The sequence below is a fragment of the Mojavia sp. genome (genome assembly GCF_059505145.1).
The window spans coordinates 101,819-123,288 of record NZ_JCACKA010000035.1; the positions used below are offsets into that span (position 1 = coordinate 101,819).

Annotated in this window: 19 protein-coding genes; 8 read left to right on the plus strand and 11 right to left on the minus strand. The window is 41.3% G+C overall.

Annotated elements, in window-relative coordinates:
- Positions 1-7 precede the first annotated feature (7 nt).
- Positions 8-907 (plus strand): glycine betaine ABC transporter substrate-binding protein, encoded by a 900-nt coding sequence (locus tag AC5JL8_RS06000; protein ID WP_495878935.1) that lies wholly within the window; start codon positions 8-10, stop codon positions 905-907.
- A gap of 102 nt (positions 908-1,009) precedes the next feature.
- Here AC5JL8_RS06000 and AC5JL8_RS06005 read toward each other — a convergent pair whose 3' ends face one another.
- Complete coding sequence (locus AC5JL8_RS06005; protein ID WP_495878860.1) at positions 1,010-1,225, minus strand: hypothetical protein; 216 nt, start codon at positions 1,223-1,225, stop codon at positions 1,010-1,012.
- Positions 1,226-1,299: 74 nt separating this feature from the next.
- Here AC5JL8_RS06005 and ggt point away from each other — a divergent pair, with 74 nt between their 5' ends.
- Positions 1,300-3,129 (plus strand): gamma-glutamyltransferase, encoded by a 1,830-nt coding sequence (gene ggt, locus AC5JL8_RS06010; protein ID WP_495878861.1) that lies wholly within the window; start codon positions 1,300-1,302, stop codon positions 3,127-3,129.
- A 57-nt stretch (positions 3,130-3,186) separates the two neighbouring features.
- Here the strand turns inward: ggt and AC5JL8_RS06015 are convergent, their stop codons facing one another.
- Together AC5JL8_RS06015 and AC5JL8_RS06020 are read right to left on the minus strand one after the other, a co-directional pair.
- The gene (locus AC5JL8_RS06015) at positions 3,187-3,444 is read right to left on the minus strand and encodes a hypothetical protein (protein WP_495878862.1); all 258 of its coding nucleotides are present in this window, start codon (positions 3,442-3,444) and stop codon (positions 3,187-3,189) included.
- 368 nt (positions 3,445-3,812) lie between these two features.
- Complete coding sequence (locus tag AC5JL8_RS06020) at positions 3,813-4,406, minus strand: DUF1802 family protein (RefSeq protein ID WP_495878863.1); 594 nt, start codon at positions 4,404-4,406, stop codon at positions 3,813-3,815.
- Positions 4,407-4,492: 86 nt separating this feature from the next.
- Here AC5JL8_RS06020 and AC5JL8_RS06025 point away from each other — a divergent pair, with 86 nt between their 5' ends.
- Both AC5JL8_RS06025 and AC5JL8_RS06030 read left to right on the plus strand, forming a co-directional pair.
- Positions 4,493-5,452, plus strand: coding sequence for an aldo/keto reductase (locus tag AC5JL8_RS06025; protein ID WP_495878864.1), 960 nt, complete (start codon positions 4,493-4,495; stop codon positions 5,450-5,452).
- A gap of 726 nt (positions 5,453-6,178) precedes the next feature.
- The gene (locus AC5JL8_RS06030) at positions 6,179-6,898 is read left to right on the plus strand and encodes a hypothetical protein (protein ID WP_495878865.1); all 720 of its coding nucleotides are present in this window, start codon (positions 6,179-6,181) and stop codon (positions 6,896-6,898) included.
- 277 nt (positions 6,899-7,175) lie between these two features.
- Here the strand turns inward: AC5JL8_RS06030 and AC5JL8_RS06035 are convergent, their stop codons facing one another.
- Entirely contained in the window at positions 7,176-8,108 is a 933-nt protein-coding gene (locus AC5JL8_RS06035) for an alpha/beta fold hydrolase (protein WP_495878866.1), read from the minus strand.
- Positions 8,109-8,188: 80 nt separating this feature from the next.
- Between AC5JL8_RS06035 and AC5JL8_RS06040 the strand changes: the two genes are divergently transcribed.
- Positions 8,189-9,070 carry a shikimate dehydrogenase gene (locus tag AC5JL8_RS06040; RefSeq protein ID WP_495878867.1) on the plus strand — a complete coding sequence of 294 codons (882 nt, stop codon included), beginning with the start codon at positions 8,189-8,191 and terminating at the stop codon, positions 9,068-9,070.
- Here AC5JL8_RS06040 and AC5JL8_RS06045 read toward each other — a convergent pair.
- From AC5JL8_RS06045 to AC5JL8_RS06055, 3 genes are all read right to left on the minus strand, one after another.
- A complete protein-coding gene (locus AC5JL8_RS06045) occupies positions 9,062-10,729 on the minus strand; it encodes a hybrid sensor histidine kinase/response regulator (RefSeq protein WP_495878868.1) in 1,668 nt (555 codons plus the stop codon). The two genes, AC5JL8_RS06040 and AC5JL8_RS06045, sit on opposite strands and share 9 nt — an antisense overlap.
- Before the next feature lie 2 nt (positions 10,730-10,731).
- Positions 10,732-14,859, minus strand: coding sequence for a PAS domain S-box protein (locus AC5JL8_RS06050; protein ID WP_495878869.1), 4,128 nt, complete (start codon positions 14,857-14,859; stop codon positions 10,732-10,734).
- Between the two features lie 128 nt (positions 14,860-14,987).
- Entirely contained in the window at positions 14,988-15,596 is a 609-nt protein-coding gene (locus AC5JL8_RS06055) for a hypothetical protein (protein ID WP_495878870.1), read from the minus strand.
- 274 nt (positions 15,597-15,870) lie between these two features.
- Here AC5JL8_RS06055 and AC5JL8_RS06060 point away from each other — a divergent pair, with 274 nt between their 5' ends.
- Positions 15,871-16,242, plus strand: coding sequence for a hypothetical protein (locus AC5JL8_RS06060; protein WP_495878871.1), 372 nt, complete (start codon positions 15,871-15,873; stop codon positions 16,240-16,242).
- Positions 16,243-16,350: 108 nt separating this feature from the next.
- On the opposite strand, the gene AC5JL8_RS06065 is transcribed toward AC5JL8_RS06060, so the two are convergent.
- From AC5JL8_RS06065 to upp, 3 genes are all read right to left on the minus strand, one after another.
- The gene (locus tag AC5JL8_RS06065) at positions 16,351-16,629 is read right to left on the minus strand and encodes a YggT family protein (RefSeq protein ID WP_495878872.1); all 279 of its coding nucleotides are present in this window, start codon (positions 16,627-16,629) and stop codon (positions 16,351-16,353) included.
- Positions 16,630-16,755: 126 nt separating this feature from the next.
- Positions 16,756-17,112, minus strand: coding sequence for a ssl2009 family thylakoid membrane protein (locus AC5JL8_RS06070; protein WP_495878873.1), 357 nt, complete (start codon positions 17,110-17,112; stop codon positions 16,756-16,758).
- 76 nt (positions 17,113-17,188) lie between these two features.
- On the minus strand, positions 17,189-17,839 hold the full coding sequence (gene upp, locus AC5JL8_RS06075) for a uracil phosphoribosyltransferase (RefSeq protein ID WP_495878874.1): 651 nt from the start codon (positions 17,837-17,839) through the stop codon (positions 17,189-17,191).
- A 469-nt stretch (positions 17,840-18,308) separates the two neighbouring features.
- Here upp and crtH point away from each other — a divergent pair, with 469 nt between their 5' ends.
- Positions 18,309-19,811 (plus strand): carotenoid isomerase, encoded by a 1,503-nt coding sequence (gene crtH, locus AC5JL8_RS06080; RefSeq protein WP_495878875.1) that lies wholly within the window; start codon positions 18,309-18,311, stop codon positions 19,809-19,811.
- A gap of 13 nt (positions 19,812-19,824) precedes the next feature.
- On the opposite strand, the gene AC5JL8_RS06085 is transcribed toward crtH, so the two are convergent.
- Positions 19,825-20,343 carry a putative signal transducing protein gene (locus AC5JL8_RS06085; RefSeq protein ID WP_495878876.1) on the minus strand — a complete coding sequence of 173 codons (519 nt, stop codon included), beginning with the start codon at positions 20,341-20,343 and terminating at the stop codon, positions 19,825-19,827.
- 179 nt (positions 20,344-20,522) lie between these two features.
- On the opposite strand from AC5JL8_RS06085, the gene AC5JL8_RS06090 reads away from it, so the two are divergent.
- Positions 20,523-21,386, plus strand: a complete 864-nt coding sequence (locus tag AC5JL8_RS06090) for a dual specificity protein phosphatase family protein (protein ID WP_495878877.1) — start codon at positions 20,523-20,525, stop codon at positions 21,384-21,386.
- Positions 21,387-21,470: the final 84 nt, after the last annotated feature.

The following is a 21,470-nucleotide window of genomic DNA, read 5'->3' on the forward strand; positions in this document are numbered from 1 at the left end:
AGAGACAATAAAAACATTTGTACTTTTTTGCCTGTTAACTGTTGCTTTGGTAGTTGCGATCGCCAGTTGCAACCCAAATTCAACTACCAATAACAGTGGTGATATTATCGTAGCTTCTAAAGATTTTACTGAACAAGATATTTTAGGTGAACTCTTAGCACAACAAATTGAAGCAACCACTAATTTAAAAGTTGCGCGTCGTCCCCGCTTAGGTGGTTCTTTCGTTTGTCATAGTGCAATTACTGCTGGCAAAATAGACGCCTATATTGAGTATACAGGTACAGCTTTTACTGGCATTTTAAAACAAAAAGCAATTAGTGATCCAAAATTAGTTTACGAAAAATTAAAACAAGCATACGCCCAGCAATTCAATTTAGAAGTAATGCCAAGCTTAGGTTTTGAAAATACATTCGCAATAATTATTCGGGGTGAGGATGCCAAGCGCTACAATCTTCAAACTCTCTCGGAAGCTACTAAATATACACCCCAATGGCGTGGCGGCTTTGGCTATGAATTTTTGGAACGGGAAGATGGTTTTCCGGGATTAGCGAAAACCTATAACTTACATTTTGCTAAACCACCCCAAATTATGGATTTAGGTTTAATCTATCGAGCATTGCTGCAAAAGCAGGTAGATATGGTAGCAGGTAATTCTACCGATGGGCAGATTGCTCGCTTGGATTTAGCGGTTTTAAAGGATGATAAACAGTATTTTCCCCCTTATGAAGCAGCACCGATTGTGCGCAAAGAAACTTTAAAAAAATATCCGCAATTAAGACAAGCGATCGCTCAAGTCGCTGGAAGAATTACAGCAGATGAAATGCGACAATTAAACTACTTAGTTGAGGGCGAATTACAGAATATTAAAGATGTTGTCCACGAGTTTCGTAAATCTAAAAAATTATAAGTTTTTTACACCAAAGGGTGAAAAATGTTCTTTATAAGGTAATTTTTTAACTTGTTTTACACAGGTAGGTATGAGCTATAAACAAATGTGAAATCAAAATTTTTATTGAATACTTGTTGCTGAAAGTGTGTAATAACCAGCAATCAACCTAGAATCTTTTTCTATTAAGACGAAGGGAGCAGCCACACGTTTACGCCCATCTTGTCCTGCTTGCTGTTTTAAATAACGGTCTAGTTTCTCAACACCGCAAGAAAAAGCCGCTTGGTCATGCTTCCCCAGCGGCTCTATTAAATAATCAAAAGTATCAGGGAACGGCACTTACACACCCATATTTTGTTTGTAATGCACTCCCAGGCGCTAGCCTAAGAAATATAAAACACAATGGCATAAAAATGCATATAGTAGGCAATTACCAGCGAGTTGCGATCGCTGTCTTTTCTCTTGGTATTCTGTGTTACAACTCTGTCGCATCAGCCGCCTTCATTTTACCCTTACGTAGCAAAAAGGGAATGGTAGTTTCAGCCCATCCCCTAGCAAGTGAAGCGGGAATTTCTATGTTAGTTAAGGGTGGTAATGCAGTTGATGCAGCCGTAGCTACAACCTTTGCGATTTCTGTAGTAGAACCTTTTTCAGCAGGAATTGGCGGCGGTGGCTTTTTATTGATGCATTCACAGAAAACTGGTGAGATGAAAGCGTTAGATTTCCGGGAACGCGCACCGCTAAAAGCTACAAGAAATATATACTTGGATGCACAAGGTAAGGTGCGTCCGAATGCAAGTGTTAATGGCTATTTGGCAGTAGCGACACCAGGAACAGTGGCGGGAATGTATGAAGTGCATCGTCGCTATGGTAAATTACCTTGGCAAGAGGTAGTAAAACCTGCGATCGCTCTGGCTAAGGATGGTTTTCTTCTCAGCCGTGTGGTAACCTACCGCTCTGTGCAAGTGAATCGAACACGTAAGCAGGTAATTCTCAACAATCCGGCGGCGCGAGAAATTTTTACACGCAACGGTGAATTTTACGGCCCTGGAGAAAGATTGGTACAACGTGATTTAGGGCGAACTTTAGAAGCAATTGCCCAGAATCCGCAAAGTTTTTATACTGGCAGTATCGCCCAGGCGATCGCCTCTGATATGGCAAAAAATGGTGGTTTAATTACACTCGAAGACTTAAAAACCTACAAACCAATTTGGCGTAATCCCTTGTGTGGTACTTTCCGCAAAGCTAAAATCTGCTCTATGCCACCACCTTCATCAGGAGGTGTTCACCTATTGCAGATTTTAAATATTATCGGCGACACCGATTTAAAATCTTTAGGATGGCATCACCCCAATGCTTTACATTTAATCGCAGAGGCGATGAAGATTGCTTATGCGGATCGTTCACAATATTTAGGCGATCCAGATTTTGTCAAAGTCCCTGTACAAGAACTGATCAGTCCAGCATACGCCAAACAACGCCGTCAACAAATCAAGATGGAAAGGGCTAAACCCTCAATGGGGGTAAAGCCAGGACTCTTAAGAAAGCAGGGGGAGTACTTTCTGACGTGGTTAACAAGCGTCCCGCTACGTACTCAACTTGATATTATTCAAAATTCCAGATGTCCTCTTGTTCTATTGTCTTCTTGTTCTAAATATGAATCTCCTGAAACTAGTCATCTAACAGTTGTGGATGAGCAGCATAATGCCGTGAGTTTAACTTTTACAATTAACCTTGGCTTTGGTGCTGGGGTGGTGACTCCGGGAACTGGGATTGTACTTAACAACGAGATGGATGATTTTTCCATAGCGCCAGGAGTGCCTAATGATTTTGGTTTGATTGGTAACGAAGCAAATGCGATCGCACCCCGCAAAACCCCTTTATCCAGCATGACTCCAACAATTGTCACGGAAAACAATCGTTTACGCCTGGCAGCAGGAACCCCTGGTGGTAGTACCATCATTACCCAAGTGCTGCAAGTAGTATTAAACGTGCTGGAATACAATTTGGATGTTGGTGCAGCTGTTTCTGCCCCACGCATACATCACCAATGGCTTCCCGATGAGTTGCGAGTGGAACCTTGGGGTTTAGATATTCTCACTCTGCAAGAGTTGCGTCGTCGGGGACACAATATTAAAGAAACAACTCCTTGGGGCAATGCTAACGCGATCGCCGTCACAGCAGATGGTATTTTAGAAGGAGCAGCCGATCCTCGTGGCGAAGGTTCTCCAAAAGGTTTGTGAAGTGTTTTGTGAAGTTTAAATTAATAGTCCACAGTTATTCAAGTAGACTGTAGACTATTAATTTTGGACTATTGACTCTGAGTAGTGGCTAGCAAACTCCTGTGCCCGTGCGCTAGGAACCAATGTCCAGCCAGCTTTTAACAGTTTTTGATAAGTTGCCCAACCTTTTGAGCCACCTGGTATTTGATAATCTGGCACTGCGTATTGCCCAAAAGCTGTGTAGGGACGCCAGGGTTGATTGGGTGCGATCTGCAAATGCAAAATTTTCTCCCCATCACCACTTGAATTAGATAACCAGCACATTTGTCGATGCATGGTAAACTCCTTTGCGTTTAGCCTATTTTGCATATTGGCAGAAATTTGTCAATACCCGCCTCACCCTTATGGGATAATTTTTGCCCGATAGTTGTGGATAGCTGTCAAACTTAAGGCTGCGTAAAGCAGATTAATACTCAGCAAATTTAACCCCATCGGATGTTTTCCGTGGAATATAAACAACAACAGCCTTAACTAGCATTTATCCCCCTGCCGTGATTAAAGGGTAAGATTTATTAATACTACTTGCGGTTTTCGCCAGAGTATGTAGCGAGAAATACTATTTTGCAACAGACCTAAAGCATATACGATTTGTTTTTCTGGTTACACAATTTTGAATTACTTATACTACCTACTGTTACATCTCTTCAGAAAGCAGGAACATACAGCTTATCACCAACAATGGCGCGAATCTCTGCTACTAACTGCTGATAACTCGACTCAGATAAAGCTGGTTCTGCTTGCTGTACGTTAAGAGATTGAGCTATATCAATCCATGACTTGCAACCACCGTATTCAGCACGGTAAGGAATTTCTTGCGCTTCGGGTAGTTTATAAGTCCGCAACAGGAGAATATACAGTGGCTGACGGGCTTTCCACTTGAGGCGATCGCTAATAAAATGCTCGTTCCAAATATGGAAGGGCAGCAAAGAGTTCACAACTGACTCGTCACTGACTGGCAAAATATCTGTAATTTCAGCCCAGCTACCAATGCGAACCGTCTCTGGATGCCAACCCGATGTCACCGGGCAGACAAGATTGGCATATTCAGCTTTCAACAAAAAAGGTTGTTGATGCTCAAAAGTAGGGTAGAGCAAAACTTGCTCATGAGCAACTTGAAAACGTCCATTTTGTTCATGGATACCACCTTTACGCAACAACATAATTGTGTTGCCTTGTTCTAAAGCATTTATGGCAACTGCCCATTCTTTGAGCGCATGAAAAGTCGTAGTCAATTTCATCAGTATCTACTTTAACTCTGATTTAATTTCACGTTAAGACCGATACAGTATGGAACTATCCAGGGAGATGAATTTAGGAACTAATAATGGAAAAGCGAACACTAGGAACATCAGACGTACAAATCACACCCATCCTCATGGGAACTTGGCAAGCAGGTAAAAAAATGTGGGTGGGAATTGAAGACGCTGACTCGATTAAAACAATCCGAGCGGCATTTGAAGCGGGTATTACTACAATTGATACTGCGGAAGTTTATGGTGAAGGACATTCTGAACGCATTGTAGCTGAAGCTTTATCTGATGTCCGCGAGCGCGTAGAGTATGCTACGAAAGTTTTCGCCAACCATCTTAAGTATGATCAAGTGATTCGGGCTTGTGAAGGTTCTTTGAAAAACCTCAAAACAGACTATATAGACCTTTATCAAATTCATTGGCCCTCTGGCGCTTTTAATAGTGAAATAGTACCAATTGAAGAAACTATGAGCGCTCTTAACTCCCTCAAAGAGCAAGGTAAAATTCGAGCAATTGGTGTTTCTAATTTTTCCCGCGAACAAATAGCAGAAGCAGCAAAATATGGTCGGATTGATAGTTTACAACCACCTTATTCTCTCTTTTGGCGGCAGGTAGAAAAAGATGTAATGCCTTACTGTATCGAAAATAATATTTCTATCCTTGCCTATTCGTCCTTAGCACAGGGATTATTAACAGGTAAATTTGCTCCCGGACATAAATTCGATCCGGCAGATAACCGTGCTAAAAATAAACTGTTTCAAGGCGAAAACTTTGAACACGCCCAACAAGCTTTAGAAAAACTGCGTCCTATAGCTGACAAACATAATGCTACCCTTGCTCAGTTGGCATTGGCATGGTTAATTGCCCAACCTCAAACAAATGCGATCGCAGGTGCGCGTTATCCCCAACAAGCAAAAGACAACGCATTAGCAGCCGAGGTTAAACTTTCTGCTACTGAACTTGCAGAAATTGATGCCATTGGACGCATTGTCACTGATAATCTTGACGAGAGTACAGTCATGTGGGAATGGTAATTAATTACTGCGTTACTAGCGGAGCATTCCAAAAATTTTCCGCTTGTCGCCAATAAGGCCAAATCCCTAATCCCCAATCCCCAGTCCAGACCCTTTTACTAGGGATCTATTCTCAACGGATTTCCAACATTGGGGATCAAATTTCCATCCCCAATAATTGGAAGTTGTAAAACCTGTTTGTGTCAAGATTTTGTTTTGTATTGCAAAATTATACAGAATATCAACTTTAGTAAATAAGGGTTTGCGGCTCATTATTTGAGTGATAGATTATATTTATAGACACCAAATAAAGCAAAACCAAAAAGGGCAAATGACACGGTGTCTCCCGTCAGCAGCCCAAGTAAATTTCAGCAAATTAATGAAGTGGCGCAAAGTCTTTTAAGAAAGGCAAAGCCAAATCCCAAAGCGGAAAAACAAAGAATGCTGAGTTTGCTAGTTGTTATGTCCACCCTAGTTGTTGATTTTTGTAATTACCTAACGAGTTAACGATTTGAAAACTGCGAATTCGAGCGAACCTGGTCACAACTGACCAGGTTTTTGAGTTTTATAGTGATATTTATTACAACTAATAGTATAATCACTGCTCAGTACGGTCAGAATTACCGGAATTTATGATTGAGGAGCTAGCTGTAAGGCTAGGATAATGCTGACCACAAGTTATAAATTTGGGCAATCTTCTAGCAGGGTATAAAATAGAACGGCTAAATATCTTGCTAGGAGATTTTAATGATTCATAAGAAATTTTTGAATAAAATTACTACAGCTATAGTTCTAAGCACATTTACTCTTTCTTGTGAAGCGAGTGTTACTAGAAGAATAGAAAAGACACAAGTAAAAGCTGCTGAAGAACAAAAGCTAGAACCAAATATTATATATAGTGACATCATCATCAAAGAACAATCAGATTATTTGATGATTCCAGTTTATCTAGCAGAACATAATCAAGATAAAGAAAGTAATTATGGACTTTCACGTTCTTATGTTAGAGATAACAAACTGTATAATTTTATTTTTTATCATAAGCAGGATGGCGAAAGTCATCTTTTATTAAATAAAAAAGCAATAATAAATTCTTTCGAGTTATTGGAAACAAAATCAGCAAGTAAATCGCCTATAAGATTTTGGTTATATAAAATCCTTGAGCAGGATACTAACACAGACAAAAAACTCAATTCAGAAGATGCATTAATTGGATATTTATCTGATTTATCTGGTAAAAATCTCCAGCAAATTACCCCGAATAATACTCAAGTCATTAATTGGGTAATTGTCCCCAGCCAAAATGCTTTATTTATCAAAATAATTAAAGATTCTAATAATGATAAAAAATTTACAGAAAGAGATAAGACAAATTTTATTAGAGTTAATCTTGATAAACCTGCTATGGGAAGCGAAATTATAAGTGATTCTATGGAGCAAGAAATTAAATCATATATTTTGAAATAAAAAATATAGGAAAAAATGAGCAGCATCTCGTTTTGAAAAATAGTCGTTACGCTAGAAGCTTTGTCATTAACCACATCTAATAAATCTTTGCTTCGTTGCTATTAGCCTCGGAATTCCATTCCAAGGCTAATAGCGAAAGTCCTCTAAAGCGGACTGAGTGAATCATTTTAGTCCACTTAAGTGGACTAAAGCTCTCAGCCTTGCACTCAAGTGCAAGGCGGGATGTCAATCATTGCAATAGTTTGGTTGTTACAAGTTCCTAATATATTTCCCTACATTACTGGGAAATAGACAATACCCAATCTCGCAAAAGCGGATTCACTTGATCTGGTATTTCATCATGGGGACAATGACCAGCCTTGAGAAAATATTCTTTTAGTTGAGGGTAATATTGTTGAAACTTCTGCGATCGCTCTCTAGCTTTCATCCAAGGATCAGCTTCTCCCCACAATAGTAGTAAAGGGCAAGTTAATTGCTTCAGCAGTACATCAACTTTTTCACCTTGGGGAGTATTAAACACTGAAACAAATACATCCAACGCACCTGCATCATAAGCAGGACGATAAATTTCCTCTATCAATTGGTCTGTAATTGCACTTTTATCTAGATAAACTTTCTCTAGAGTTTGGCGAATTACCCAACGTTGTCGCACGTATTGAAATAATAAAAACTGGGCTAAAGGTTGTTGAAACATCCACTTAACGCTATCACCCAGTAACTTCTGCAATCCAGATTCTTGCTTGGGAGGCTGAATTTGGGTTTGCAAAGCTTCAGGTTCTGATGTAGGTTGCTCATTAAAGGGGCCTGCACTGTTAAGTAAGACTACACCAGCTGCACTATCGGGGCGTTGGGCTGCAACACACAACGAAGCATACCCACCAAGGGAGTTACCTACTAAGACTGCTTTTTGCCCGATGATTTCATTAATAAAATCGTAGAGTTGATCACGCCACAAGTCGCCGCCGTACTGCAATTTCGGTTTGGCTGAACGTCCGAATCCCAATAAATCGATCGCAAATACTTGAAAATCTTGGCACAGTCCTGTGATATTCTTGCGCCAGTGGTCTGTAGAAGCACCAAACCCATGTACTAATAGTAAGGGTGGGCGTTGCGATTTCTCTCCTGCTCGTACATAGTAAACTTTGTGCCCTCGCCACTGCCAGTACTGGCCAGGAATGGGAGTTGTAGAGGGGGCTGTGGTTACCTGCATAATCTAAAGAAGTGTGAAGTAGCTTTTAATAATTGTAGGCTAGTACAGGAATGTAGGAAGACGCAGGGACACGGGGAGTTATGACTAAAGAAATATCAATTACAGGTAAAACTAAGCTTTTAGGAGTGATTGGGCATCCGGTGGAACATTCATTGTCGCCGGTAATGCACAATGCTGCGATCGCTCAGTTGGGATTAGATTATGTTTATCTTCCATTTCCCATAGAACCACAAAATTTAGAAGTAGCGATCGCAGGTTTTGCTGCGGTAGGAGTTGTCGGCTTTAGTGTGACAATTCCTCATAAACAGGCAATTATGCCCCTACTCTCAGAAATTACCCCTTTGGCTCAAGCTATAGGCGCAGTGAATACTGTCACCCGCAAGGATGATCAATGGGTGGGAACAAACACAGATATAGAAGGATTCATCGCCCCACTGCAAACAACATATCAGCAAGATTGGAGTCAGAAGGTAGCAGTAATTTTAGGCAATGGTGGTGCAGCTAGGGCAGTTGTAGCAGGTTGTAGCCAGCTAGGTTTTGCTGAAATTCATGTCGTTGGGCGCAATGAGCAAAAGTTAAAAGAATTCCAAAATAGCTGGGGTACACCCCTAGCTGAGAACTTGCAAGTGCATACATGGGAGAAACTAGCACAACTGATTCCCCAAGCTAACTTGCTAGTTAACACAACTCCTATTGGTATGTATCCCAAGGTAGATGAATCTCCTTTAAGTGCAACGCAAATGGAGAATTTACCAACAGAAGCGATCGCCTATGATTTGATATATATACCTCAACCGACACAATTTCTCCAACAAGCTCAAAAACAAGGTGCAATTGCGATCAATGGATTAGAAATGCTTGTCCAACAAGGAGTAGCAGCATTAAAAATCTGGTTACAACAAGAGAATGTACCTGTAGAAGTGATGCGCCAAGCACTGCGAAATCATTTAGGTTTAGGATGAACGCTCCAACGACAAAGTTAATGGTAGCTGGACTGTGAAGCTTGTCCAGCCTTGAGCGCTAGTCACTGCGATCGTGCCTTGAATATATTTGACTAGCTTCTTCACCAATGCCAGCCCCAATCCTGCACCGCTAGGTTGCCATGTACTACTAATCGGTATCTTTTTAATCAGGTTAGAAATAGGAGGTTGTTCTGTTGTATTCCTATTAGGAATTCGGTAAAACGGTTCAAAGATGCGAGATTGTTCATTGCTAGGAATTTCTACCCCAGAATTGCTGATTGTAATTTGAAAGCTCGGAATTTGAGTATCTTGATTTATTATGCTAGTTGGGTTTTGGACGAGGTGGACAGTTACCGTAATCTGTTCTTGAGGAGGAGTGTATTTGCAAGCATTGTTGAGTAACTCCGACACAATTTGAGTCAGGATACTTAAGTCTGAAATCAGAGGTGGTAAGTCTGGATGAATGTTAAGCTCTAAAATTTGTTGTTTAGCTTGAGCTAGTTCTTGAAAACCTTCAGCAATATGAGGTAGCCACAATTGAAGTTGAATCGAAGTCAATTCCAATGGATACATATCTGCATCAATGATTCGCATCTTCAGCAAATCATCGACCAGATTTAACTCTCGTTCGCACTCAGAACGTAGAATACCCAGGTAGCAAGATACAGACTCAAGTTTAGAAGATGCTTCTAATTGTCCTATTTCCTGCTGATCAAGAATATTTTCTAGTAAAGAAATTGTCATTTTGATATTTGACAAGGGCGTTCGCATTTCATGAGAAGTGGCTGCCAATAGATCCACTTTCAACTGGTTCAGTAGTTGGAGTTCCGTTATTTGCATTTCTAGTTTTCGGGTACGTTCAGCCGCGAGGTTGCGTTCTTCGGTTAACCTGCGTTGGGTGTCATCCCGAAAAACCATGACAGCGCCTGTAATCGCACCGTTGTTGTCTCTTAGGAGAGTAGCGCTATCAGCTACAGGTATCTTTGTTCCATCCTTGGCAATTAGTAGAATGCGATCGCTTAAATAAATAGTGGTTTCTTGTTGGAAGGCCCAGATGATGGGATTTTCTACTCTTAGCTGAGTTTGTTCATCAATGAGTTGAAAAACATCGTCTAACATTTGGTCTTTCGCTTCATCCAGTCGCCACCCTGTGAGTGCTTCCCCTGCCTGATTCAAGTACTTGACGCGTAACTGTGGATCTACCACAATCACCCCGTCCCCCATACCTCGAAGCACACTACTCAAAAATTGCTCGCGTTCATAGCGATTGAGTGCTGTTTGAATAGCAACATACAGTTCTTGCTCCCTCACAGGTTTGAGAATGTAACCAAAAGGTAATGTCAGCGTTGCCCGCTCTACAGTACTTTTATCAGAGTGCCCTGTAACGTAGATAACGGGAATTTGTAAACGATTCCAGATGTGTTCTGCTGCTTGGATGCCGTCCATTTCGCCCCGCAGCCGAATATCCATTAAAATCAAGTTTGGGCGCAGTTTGTTTGCTTTCTCAATTGCTGCTTCTGCGGAATCTGCGATATCTACGACCCTGTATCCTAAAGACTCTAAGCTTTCTTGTAAATTGATAGCCAGAATATACTCATCTTCAACAACAAGAACCCGAATCGTCTTTGTTGTCTGCGTGTTTGATGAGATATTGGTCATGTTTATGCCCTATTTTTTGTAAAAGTAATTTTAAATTCTGTTCCCTGCTGGCATTTAATTTCAAGCGTTCCCCTTAGTTGCTTGACTAACCCCTGAACAAGGTTTATACCCAGTGTTTTAGCTTTCTTGCTATCAAAGTTTTCAGGAAGCCCAACACCATTATCTCGAATAATGAGTATCAAATTTTGGTTGTATTGTTGATATAATCTGACCTGAATTTCACCTTCACGATGAACAGGAAAAGCATATTTCAAAGCATTAGAAACTAGTTCGTTGATAATCAAACCACAAGGAATGGCAGTTTCAATGTCTAACTTAGCATCATCAACTTGAATATTCAATCGAATATCGCTGGATCTGTCATTATAGGAATCGAATAAATGAGTTGTTAAATCAGGAATGTATTGAGCGAAATTAATATCGGCAAGCTCTTCAGAACGGTATAGTTTTTCATGAACCAAAGCTATAGAAGCAATTCTGTTTTGACTATCGCGCAGGATTGCAATTGCTTGCGGCTCTTTTGTACGTCTGCACTGCATCTCCAGCAAACTGCTGACAATTCCTAAATTGTTCTTCACGCGATGGTGGATTTCTTGAAGTAATACCTCCTTTTCTTTGAGAGATGCTTTAATTTGTTCGTCTGCTTGCTTGTGTTCGGTAATGTCTTGTTGAACGGCAACAAAAACGTTTCCAAATTCAGGATGCTCAAAAACAGATGTGGCGGCGCGACACCAAAAGGAAGTGCCATCTTTCTTCACATTATGGACTTCGTAACTTGCTTCACCGTGTTTCAGAATCGTAGCCATAATCGCCTCTGTCACCTGTTCAGAAGTACTGTATTCCTCTTCGTAGTTGAGAATTGATACATGCTGACCTGTGAGTTCACCATCTTCATAGCCAAACATTTGCTCAAATTTATGATTGGCGTAGACAATAATTTTATCAGCGGCTCGAATTAAGCAAATTCCCTCTGCTACATTGCGAGTGATGATTGCTTGCAACTCCAACATCTTTTCAGCACGTTTGCGTTCTGTAATTTCTACCACAACAATGCCCAGACCAATGGGTTGATCGGCTTCAGACTCAATTGCAAAGTAAGAAGCTAGCCAAGTCCGGATCACACCAGGCAGTTTTGGAGTTTCTCCACTGATCTCAAAATCTAAAATTGGTTCACCCGTTGTCAGAACATACCGGAAGACCTGTTCCTGCTTTGGTGCTATATCAGGGACAATCTCCCACACTGTCTTGCCAATATGCATTGCTGCTGGAATGCCATTCATTTCCGCCAATGCCTCATTGATTAACGAGTAACGCAGTTGCTGGTCGAGGACGGTTATACCAACAGGTGCGCTAGTGATAAAGGCATCCAACAACTCTTGCTTGTGAGCTAGTTCCCGCTCTAGAATTTTACGCTCTGTAATGTCAATTGCTACTCCTCCAACTAATTTTTGTTCAGATAATCCAGGAATCGGAAATTTATATACCAAGAACTCACCGAGGGTGCCGTCTGTTCGGGGAGCTACCTCAATCACCCCAAGAACCTGATTTGTCTCAGCAACTATTAGACTGTTACTCATAAACTGTTGAGCAATCTCAAGCGGGTAGAGGTCAAAAATAGACTGTCCGATCGCCTGATTAGGTAATAATTCAAATGTCCGCAGGTAGCTTTGACTTAAGTAAACTACACGCCCAGTTGCATCCGTAATCCAAGCTAGTGCTGGGCTGTTGTCCATAAATGCCTGAAAGCGAGCTTCACTTTCTTGCAAAGCTTCTTCTGTACGTTTGAGTTCAGTCATGTCCCGAATGCTAACTAATACACCTGAGATGGTTTGGTCTGCTTCGAGGTAAGGTGCATAGGTAATATTTAAAAATTGAGATTCTTTATCTGGATAGTTAAACCACATTTCATATTGAATCTTCTCTCCAGCCAAACACTTATTTAACCGGGGTTTAATGACGCTCTCAAACATCTCCTGCCCCACAATTTCATCCAGACAATGCCCGACAATTTCTTCTTTAGGCTTGCCACACCAATTCTGATACGCTTGATTCACCACCTGATAAATATAATTGCGATTCAGCAGCGAAATAGCATCCGTCGTTGTAGCTACAATTCGCTCATATCGCCGTAGTGATTCTTCCGCCAGTTTTTGCTCGTTGATATCAATGATTACACCTAGCATCCGTATTGGGTCGCCTGCTTCGTTGTAAATTCCGCGTCCTTTGCCAAGCAGCCAGTGAACCTTGCCACTTGGATGAATTACACGATGTTCGGCTTCATAATTAGTATGTTGTTTCAGCGCCTTGAACAAAATCTGTTGAACTTGGTCAACATCTTCTGGATGAATAGAATCACGCCATAGCTCAAATGAGGGTGTTGCTGTTTTTGGCTCTAACCCTAGCAAGCGAAAGTGGTTGTCGTTCCAAATTACTTCTCCTGTTTGAAGATTCCAATCCCAGATACCAATGTTTGTAAACTCCAAGGTTAGCCGGAATTGCTCTTCACTTTTGGCTAAGGCTGATTCGGCTTGTTTGCGATCGCTAATATCCCGATGAGTACCAGCCATTCGTAAAGCTCTGCCATTGTCATCACGCATTACAACCTTGCCATAGTCTGCAATCCATTTCCATTCACCAGACTTGGTTCCCAGTCGATAGTCAAATTTGTAGGGTACTGAGTTGTCCTTGAGATGGGCTGCCAAAATTTTCTCAACCCAAGGTTTATCATCTGGATGAACTAATCGCTCCCAGGTACTCAAATTCTTTGGGAGTTCATCGCAGCTATATCCGAGCATTTCCAGAAAGCAGGGGCTATAATACACCTCTTGAGTTACGAGATTCCAGTCCCAAAAACCATCTCCAGAAGCTTCAAGAGCCAGTTGCAGACGTTCCTCACTTACTTGCAGGGCTATCTGTGCCTGTTGGCGTTCGGTGACATCCTGGGCAGTTCCATAAAGACGGATGACCTGTCCTTGTGCATTAAATTCTACATTTCCAATGGCCTCGAAATAGCGATAAGAGCCATCTGGCTGAGGTACACGTAGAATTAGCTTGTAGGACTCGCCAGTTGCGATCGCTCGTTCTACGGCTTGGTGGAGTTTTTGCCGATCCTCTGGGTGGTATAACTCAAGCAGTTCCTTATAGTTTGGCTCTAGTTGGGCTAAATTTCGATTGAAGAGGCTGAAAAGCTCTTTTGACCAGGTAAGTTTGCCAGTGGCAAGATTATGCTCCCAATTACCAAGGCGAGCGACTCGCTGAGATTCTTCTAGGAGGGCTTCACTTTTTCGTAGTGTTTCTTCAGTATGCTTGATTTCGGTTACATCCACCACCAATCCATCGCATACCACACGTCCATTCGGCAACTGACGTGGGGTGGAACGGAAATGTAACCATTTCAGCTGACAACTGGGTGTTTTGATTTGCAGTTGAATATCAAATACAGATAGATTCCTCACAGACTCTTCAACGCCTGCCTGAAAGCGGGCAGTATCCTCTGGGATAAACTGGCGATACAGCAAACTTGGATCTCTAAGAGCATCTTCAGCACTGACTTCCATCAGTCTTTCAATCCCTGCACTGAGGTAAGAGAAGCAATCGCTGCCATCCAGTTCGCGGATCGCCTGATAAACTGCGCCATTGGGCAGGTTATCCCCAATTCTCCGCAACATTGCTTCACGCTCATACAAGGCGAGTTCTGCCCGTTTGCGATCGCTGATTTCACGCTCTAGTTCTCGGTTAGTTGCTTCCAGTTGTGTAGGACTGGGGAGGGCAAGTGCCTTTGGCACCAATGGTATCAGAGCAAAAGCTGTATACAGTGAAATTAATGCGGTGATGGCTTTAATAGAGCCACTTAGCCAATAGGTGGGATGCCAGAGTGTCCAAATTTCCATTAAGTGGGTGGTACCACAAGTAACGATAAATGTGGCAAACAGCAGAAACATCCAGTTAAATGGTAAGCTTTGGCGCTTGCGGACAAGATAAAGCAGCGTGATGGGAATTGAATAATAAGCAAGTGCAATTAAACAGTCGGATACAATATGTAGCCCTACTAACTCCGGTTTCCAGAGGTAGCAATGACCGTGGGGAATAAACTGTTTAGAAGTAAGGAAAGTTCTTAAAAGTTCCAGCATCAAGTGGTCTCAAACACCAGTTGCCTCAAATAATTAGTCGCTAATTCTACTATTTTGACAAGCCGGGAGTCTGGAGCGATCGCAGATCATCTCAAAGCTTAGAAAAACTTCTCAATTTCTCTGTTCCCCTACTTCTGCGGCCAGCGCCAATTGTAGCGATTCCATTCATAGATGCCTTGAATTTCATACTCACCGCCGTTATAGAAGCGAACAACGCAATTGGTGCATGAATCATTGCCATCCCTGATTTCATCCACCTGAATCACAATGCAGGGGAACCATTCACGCTTACAGGGGCCATCATCTTGTACCCATTCCCATAGTGCATTGGAAATTTCAATGCGATCGCCTAGTCTCAGTTTCAGTGCATCCTCAAAATAAGCATATTTATCAAAATGATATGACTGAACACGATTTAACCACTGTAGACCATAGCGCTCCCGGATAAATTGTACTTCTCCAGAGTCATTCTCATGCAGCCAATCGTTGAGTAGTTGCACTTTCCAAGTGCGGTTGTATTGTTCCTGTGTCTTGACGAACTGTAAAAATGCTTCCAATTCTTCTGCGGTAAGATCGTCTAAGGGATTGGCAATATCTGACACCCCATTAGAATTTCCCTGAATTTGCTCGACCGCTTGCAGTAATATCTGTTTCTGCCTATCAGTGAGAGGACAGCTGGCTACATCACAACTTTTAAAGGCTGCTTGCAAAGCTGCTTCAATCTCATCTGGAGTCATAAGTTAATAGCAACTAAGGGTTGATTTCCCTAATTATTGCAAAAGTTATATTAAAGTCTCTAATCTCTAAAGTAATGAAATTCAGGTAAGCTGAATTTAAAAACAGTTTTTAGATATGGAAAAGAACAGCAGCATAACATCTTTGTTGAATTTACTAGCTTTAGCTAGGACACAATCCTCTATACTGAAGCAAATAATTACAAATTTTCAGTATTTATACTTAATAAACCTGAAAGTAATCTTTGTTGCCAGTTTTTTCGGGGTTCTATCTTGGATGTTTACTCCCTCTGCTATAGCGCTGACACAACTTAGACTATTTGATATTTCTTATAAAGATTGTCCACCAGAACTAGCACAAGGAGCTGTGATAAGTAGTGGTTCTGGGGCTGCTAACTGTTTTATTGTCACAGGTAAAGCTGAAAATGCTACTTACAAAACTGTCTACGACGCAGACATTTTTGGCCGCATTTATGATGCTAACAACGACTCAGTGATGCAAAATCGTACCCGTTTAGGTTCGATTGCTGAAGTACCTCCAGGCATCAGTGATTTTGAATTGAGAATTTCTGTACCTGCAAATCAGCCTACTCCCTTGAAGCTGAAGCAGTTTAAAGCTGCTGGGTTTAGCGGTCAGGTACGTAAGTAAGCCGTCCTTATGAGCTAATTAAACTATATTAGTGGTTTAGAAAAACGAGAAACTGTAGAGACGTTTTCATCTTTAACGTCTCTACATCAGCCTGTATTTGAGTGTTAACTAAAACCCCTGTACAAATGGCAGTCTAGTTAGATTTTGCAACAAGTCACCAGCTAAACTAAGTACAATGAAGGCTAAGATTGGAGAAAAATCCATACCTCCCAAAGGGGGGATGATTGAGCGGAAAAGATTCAGATACGGATCGGTTATCTGAGCTAACGCGGCAAAGGGTTGACTATAAAAGTCGATATTCGGGAACCAGGTTAATAGCACGCGAATAATCAGCAAAACATTGTAAATCTGGATGAAAGTAACCAGTGTGGTAATCAGCAAATTCATGGATGGTTTGGTTTCCTGCTAAGTGTCGAAAGAAGTCTTATCATAGATTTTAATTTAGTCTGTGTGATGGCGTCTGCTGCTGCGACACCTACCAAAGTTCGGTTATTTCGCCACTGGATAAGTGTTTTAAGCATCTTTGGTAAAGGAGCGCTCATTCATGGCTTGCGGTGAACTGCCATTCACATTTCCGAGCTGCTTGCGTACATCATCTATTGTGGCATTGAGTTGGGCAATTTTATCTTCTAGCGATCGCCGTGCCGTTTCCATTTCCATGCTTTGATTTTCGGAGGCTTTCATCTGACGTCGCTTCGCTGATATTCTCTTGCCTTCATCTGAGTTATTAGTCAGTTCTGTCTCCTCATCTGCTAATAATTCTGAATCATCGCGTCGGGAAGCAATCAAGGCACCTAGTACGCCCCCCACAACACTACCAAAAACTGCCCCTGCTAAAAAACCACTGGCAAAACCATCACGCTGACTCATATCCTTAACCGCCTTGAAGAAACTTGGTGACTTTTACACTAGTTAAGTTATTTTTCTGCTCTAGCTGCATACTAGCTTAAGTCCCAAAGGTGCGATCGCCTGCATCTCCCAATCCCGGTACAATATACCCCTGGTTGTTGACTATTTCGTCGATAGTAGCAGTGTAAATAATTAAACCTGGATAAGCAGCACTCAGTTTTTGTAAAGCTGGTGGAGCTGCTACTACACATACAATTCGTGTCAAGGCTGGGTCAACACCCCGCTGTGTCAATTCTGCCATTGCTGTCATTATTGATCCTCCCGTTGCTAACATTGGATCGGTAATTAACACTCTAGTTTGCGAATCAAATTTTTCTGGCAATTTGTTCAGGTAACACGAAGGTTGTAGTGTTTCTTCATTTCGCACTAAACCAAGATGGTAAATCGAGGCTAAGGGCAGCAAAGTTTGCGCTCCCTCTAATAATCCTAATCCTGCCCGTAGAATCGGCACAACTGCCACAGGCACTTGTGGATCAATCAACGTTGCAGGAGCAGAATCTAAGGGACTCTGCACAGTTGTCTCTTGAGTTGGTAACCACTCTCGTGACGCTTCATAAGTCAACCATCTCCCCAACTCAACCATGGCACTACGAAATAAAACTGAAGGTGTGCCAGCATCACGAGCAACTGCCAGCCAATGCTTGATTAGGGGATGGGGTGGAACATAAACACGCAGTTGTAGCGTCATAGCCAGAATTAGGCAATTTTTTATTATATAAGAACTGAAACATCATAATACTCTTTCCTGCCTACGACTGACAGCGAAAATCACTCATCTAAAAATTATTGATAATTACTTTCATTAATAGTTGACATCTATTCTCAACCAAGGTTATATTGTTATCCAGTGTTCTCCTCTCTTTAAGGATCGGCAGACGGGATTGGCCAGCAGTAGCAGGCTTGTCCCTCTTTTTTTGGGTAGAAACGAACAAATCTAAAATAGAAAAGCTGAATTTCATAGGAATTTCGCCTATTGAATTTATATAAACCAAATCTGCAACAGCAATTACGCATTATTTTAATAATAAATGTAATCTAGATTACATTTATTATATAATTTTATGCAAGTCTTGACATCTGCTTTTAATTGCTGAATTTGCATCAATCAAAGTTACCAGTATGCTGACAAAGATTAAGCTTTTTAATTTTTAATTGTTATGTCTCCTAATTCCCTATTTGATGTGATTGTCATTGGCTCTGGAATTGGTGGGTTGGTGACAGCAACCCAACTGGCAGCAAAGAAAGCTAAAGTGCTGGTATTAGAAAGTTATCTAATACCAGGTGGTAGTGCTGGCTACTTTGAACGTCAAGGCTATCGCTTTGATGTGGGAGCATCAATGATTTTTGGGTTGGGGCATCTAGGCACAACTAATTTACTTACCCGTGCCTTTGACGCTGTTAACGTCAACCTAGAGACAATTACCGATCCTGTGCAGATTCACTATCATCTGCCCAACGGCTTTGAGCTTAAAGTTGACCGAGTTTATGAAAAATTTTTGCAAAATCTTACTGCTAATTTTCGCCATGAAGAACAAGGTATTCGTCACTTTTATGACGAATGCTGGAAAGTATTTCATTGCCTTAACAGTATGGATTTGCTGTCATTGGAAGAACCTCGGTATCTGATGCAGACATTTTTCCAGCATCCTTTAGCTTGTCTTGGTTTAGTAAAGTATTTGCCTCAAAATGTTGGGGATGTGGCAAAACGCTACATCAAAGATCCCCAGTTATTAAAATTCATTGATATGGAGTGCTATTGCTGGTCGGTAGTTCCAGCTAACATGACACCAATGATTAATGCTGGAATGGTATTTTCTGATAGGCACTATGGCGGAGTTAATTACCCAAAAGGCGGAGTTGGAAGAATTGCTCAAACACTGGTAGCAGGACTAGAAAAGGCTGGAGGTCAAATTCAGTATCAAGCTAGAGTTACAAAGATTATTACAGAACGAGGGCAAGCCGTAGGCGTGCAACTGGCTAATGGTAAAGTCTATCGGGGTAAACGCATAGTTTCTAATGCTACACGTTGGGATACATTTGAAAAATTGTTACCTGTGGAAGCAATGCCACGTAATGAGAAAAACTGGCAACAGAGTTATCAAAAATCACCCAGTTTTCTAAGTTTACATATGGGGGTAGAGGAGTCAGTTTTGCCTAAGGGGACGGAGTGCCATCATATTTTGCTGGAAGATTGGCAGCAAATGGCAGCAACCGAAGGCACAGTTTTTGTTTCAATTCCCACTTTGCTTGACCCAGATTTAGCACCAGCAGGATATCACATCATTCATGCCTTCACGCCTGATTGGATAGATAATTGGCTGGGGCTTACCGAGAGTGAGTACGAAGCACGTAAAGAAGCAACAGCATGGCGAATTATTGACCGACTAGAGAAGATTTTTCCGGGTTTAGATGCTGCATTGGATTATTTAGAGGTAGGGACACCTCGCACCCATCGCCGCTTTTTGGGGCGACAAGATGGCACTTATGGGCCAATTCCTCGGCGTAAGTTGCGGGGGTTGTTGGGGATGCCGTTTAATCGCACGGCGATTCCAGGATTGTATTGTGTAGGAGATAGTACCTTTCCCGGCCAGGGATTGAACGCGGTAGCATTTTCCGGGTTTGCCTGTGCCCACAGAATTGCTGTAGATTTGGGCTTGTAGATTATGCTCATTTTCAAAAGAACATAATCCAGAGTATAAAAAGGTTAAGTAAGTTCAGTAGCAGTCCCACAATGACTTTCCATCGTCTATTTTGACTAATGCGGCGACGGCGGGAAACTAGTAGACGCACCAACAGCCACAGCGAATATAGTTGAAAGGGTAGAAAAATCAGAATTAAACCAATGACGGCAGATCGAAATGCTCTATCTGCTGTTTTATCTGCCGATGAAACTTTTACTATATTATCTTCATCTTCTTGAAGAAACAACTGTTCTGCTGTACTTTCATCAGCCTCAGAAACAGGTTGATTATCCAAGTTGCCTGATTCCAGAATGGACTTAGCTAGGGCTGCGTCTGATTCATGAACTTGTAATTTAATCCAGCCTACCGCTACAGTGAGATGCCAAGCCAAATCTACAGTAGACTCGTTAGCTAAATAAGACCTGATACCTTCAGCGTCTAGAAGCTGCTTTGCCAAGTTAGCCTCAATAGAGTTGTTAAAGGTGGCTACTGTCACAAAATGATTAGCCATAAGTTTCAGCTAAATTTTTCCGGAAATTGCGATCGCCTACTTAGTTACTTCTAGCTCATGCCAAGTTTGCAACACAATAAATTGAGATATCTATAGATCAATAACTATATATATATGATTTATTATTTATCGGTGAAAATTTACAGCAGTTGCCAACTTAGTAAAGGATAGTAACAGCAATGGGTGAAATAATTAATAGTGCTGTCAACGGCGATCGCATAAATTATTTTGTACATATTCAAGAAATTTATCCTCCCTTAGGCGCTTACATTACTCTTTATATGCTGGAAAGCTTTGGCACTACAGTTAAGATAAAGAGCCAATATCAAGCCCAAGAAATAAAGATACAAATTTGGACAAATGCCTTAAATAAATTTAACAGTGAAGGTTTTTGGCACGCTATAGACTTAGACTACCAATCCCAAGAAGAAAAAGATACATATATTTTCCAAGGTTCATTTCTGCCTACCAGTCCAGGACAGTATCAATTTACTTACAGAATCGGGCTGAATCATGGTGATGAACAATGGCAATGGGCAGGAAGCTTTGGAGAAAATGGCTATCTCGTAGTTGAACCTCCATCTCCTACTATGACATGGACACAAGGAGCAAACCATGTTGAGTTTTTGCCTGGGGTTTATGTTGGTAACTTAATAGCAGCTTCTCAAGCGGAACAGTTGCAATTTGATGCGGTGTTAAACTTAGCCTCTGAATTTACTTTAGCTTTTGCATCTACTGCTAATCTTAATTATAAAAAGATTGGTTTAACAGATGGAGCGCACAATTCTATATCTGATTATGCGTTGTTAGAATCTATTAACTGGATAGAAAAACAAGTTAAGCAAGGGAAGAAAGTTTTAGTCAATTGTCGAGCCGGGATTGGTAGAAGCGGCTCTGTTAGTATTGCCTATTGCTTCTACAAAAATCCTACTTGGATTTACCAGCAAACTCTAGAATATATGTGGAGCAAGAAAGCAGATATTTATCCTCACAAACATCTCCAAGAAAGCTTGGAAAGTCTATTTCCCCGCAGTAACTTGTAAGTGAAGATTCAGATGTATCTGGTGTTGAAGAAGGCAGAAAAAAGTGCAGGCTTGAGGTTTCCCCAAGTAGAGTAACTCCAAAGA

Coding starts and splice junctions, on each gene's coding strand:
- ggt (WP_495878861.1), top strand. CDS start 1,300: ATGCATATAGTAGGCAATTACCAGCGAGTTGCGATCGCTGTCTTTTCT.
- AC5JL8_RS06015 (WP_495878862.1), bottom strand. CDS start 3,444: ATGCATCGACAAATGTGCTGGTTATCTAATTCAAGTGGTGATGGGGAG.
- AC5JL8_RS06020 (WP_495878863.1), bottom strand. CDS start 4,406: ATGAAATTGACTACGACTTTTCATGCGCTCAAAGAATGGGCAGTTGCC.
- AC5JL8_RS06025 (WP_495878864.1), top strand. CDS start 4,493: ATGGAAAAGCGAACACTAGGAACATCAGACGTACAAATCACACCCATC.
- AC5JL8_RS06030 (WP_495878865.1), top strand. CDS start 6,179: ATGATTCATAAGAAATTTTTGAATAAAATTACTACAGCTATAGTTCTA.
- AC5JL8_RS06035 (WP_495878866.1), bottom strand. CDS start 8,108: ATGCAGGTAACCACAGCCCCCTCTACAACTCCCATTCCTGGCCAGTAC.
- AC5JL8_RS06040 (WP_495878867.1), top strand. CDS start 8,189: ATGACTAAAGAAATATCAATTACAGGTAAAACTAAGCTTTTAGGAGTG.
- AC5JL8_RS06045 (WP_495878868.1), bottom strand. CDS start 10,729: ATGACCAATATCTCATCAAACACGCAGACAACAAAGACGATTCGGGTT.
- AC5JL8_RS06050 (WP_495878869.1), bottom strand. CDS start 14,859: ATGCTGGAACTTTTAAGAACTTTCCTTACTTCTAAACAGTTTATTCCC.
- AC5JL8_RS06055 (WP_495878870.1), bottom strand. CDS start 15,596: ATGACTCCAGATGAGATTGAAGCAGCTTTGCAAGCAGCCTTTAAAAGT.
- AC5JL8_RS06060 (WP_495878871.1), top strand. CDS start 15,871: ATGTTTACTCCCTCTGCTATAGCGCTGACACAACTTAGACTATTTGAT.
- AC5JL8_RS06065 (WP_495878872.1), bottom strand. CDS start 16,629: ATGAATTTGCTGATTACCACACTGGTTACTTTCATCCAGATTTACAAT.
- AC5JL8_RS06070 (WP_495878873.1), bottom strand. CDS start 17,112: ATGAGTCAGCGTGATGGTTTTGCCAGTGGTTTTTTAGCAGGGGCAGTT.
- upp (WP_495878874.1), bottom strand. CDS start 17,839: ATGACGCTACAACTGCGTGTTTATGTTCCACCCCATCCCCTAATCAAG.
- crtH (WP_495878875.1), top strand. CDS start 18,309: ATGTCTCCTAATTCCCTATTTGATGTGATTGTCATTGGCTCTGGAATT.
- AC5JL8_RS06085 (WP_495878876.1), bottom strand. CDS start 20,343: ATGGCTAATCATTTTGTGACAGTAGCCACCTTTAACAACTCTATTGAG.
- AC5JL8_RS06090 (WP_495878877.1), top strand. CDS start 20,523: ATGGGTGAAATAATTAATAGTGCTGTCAACGGCGATCGCATAAATTAT.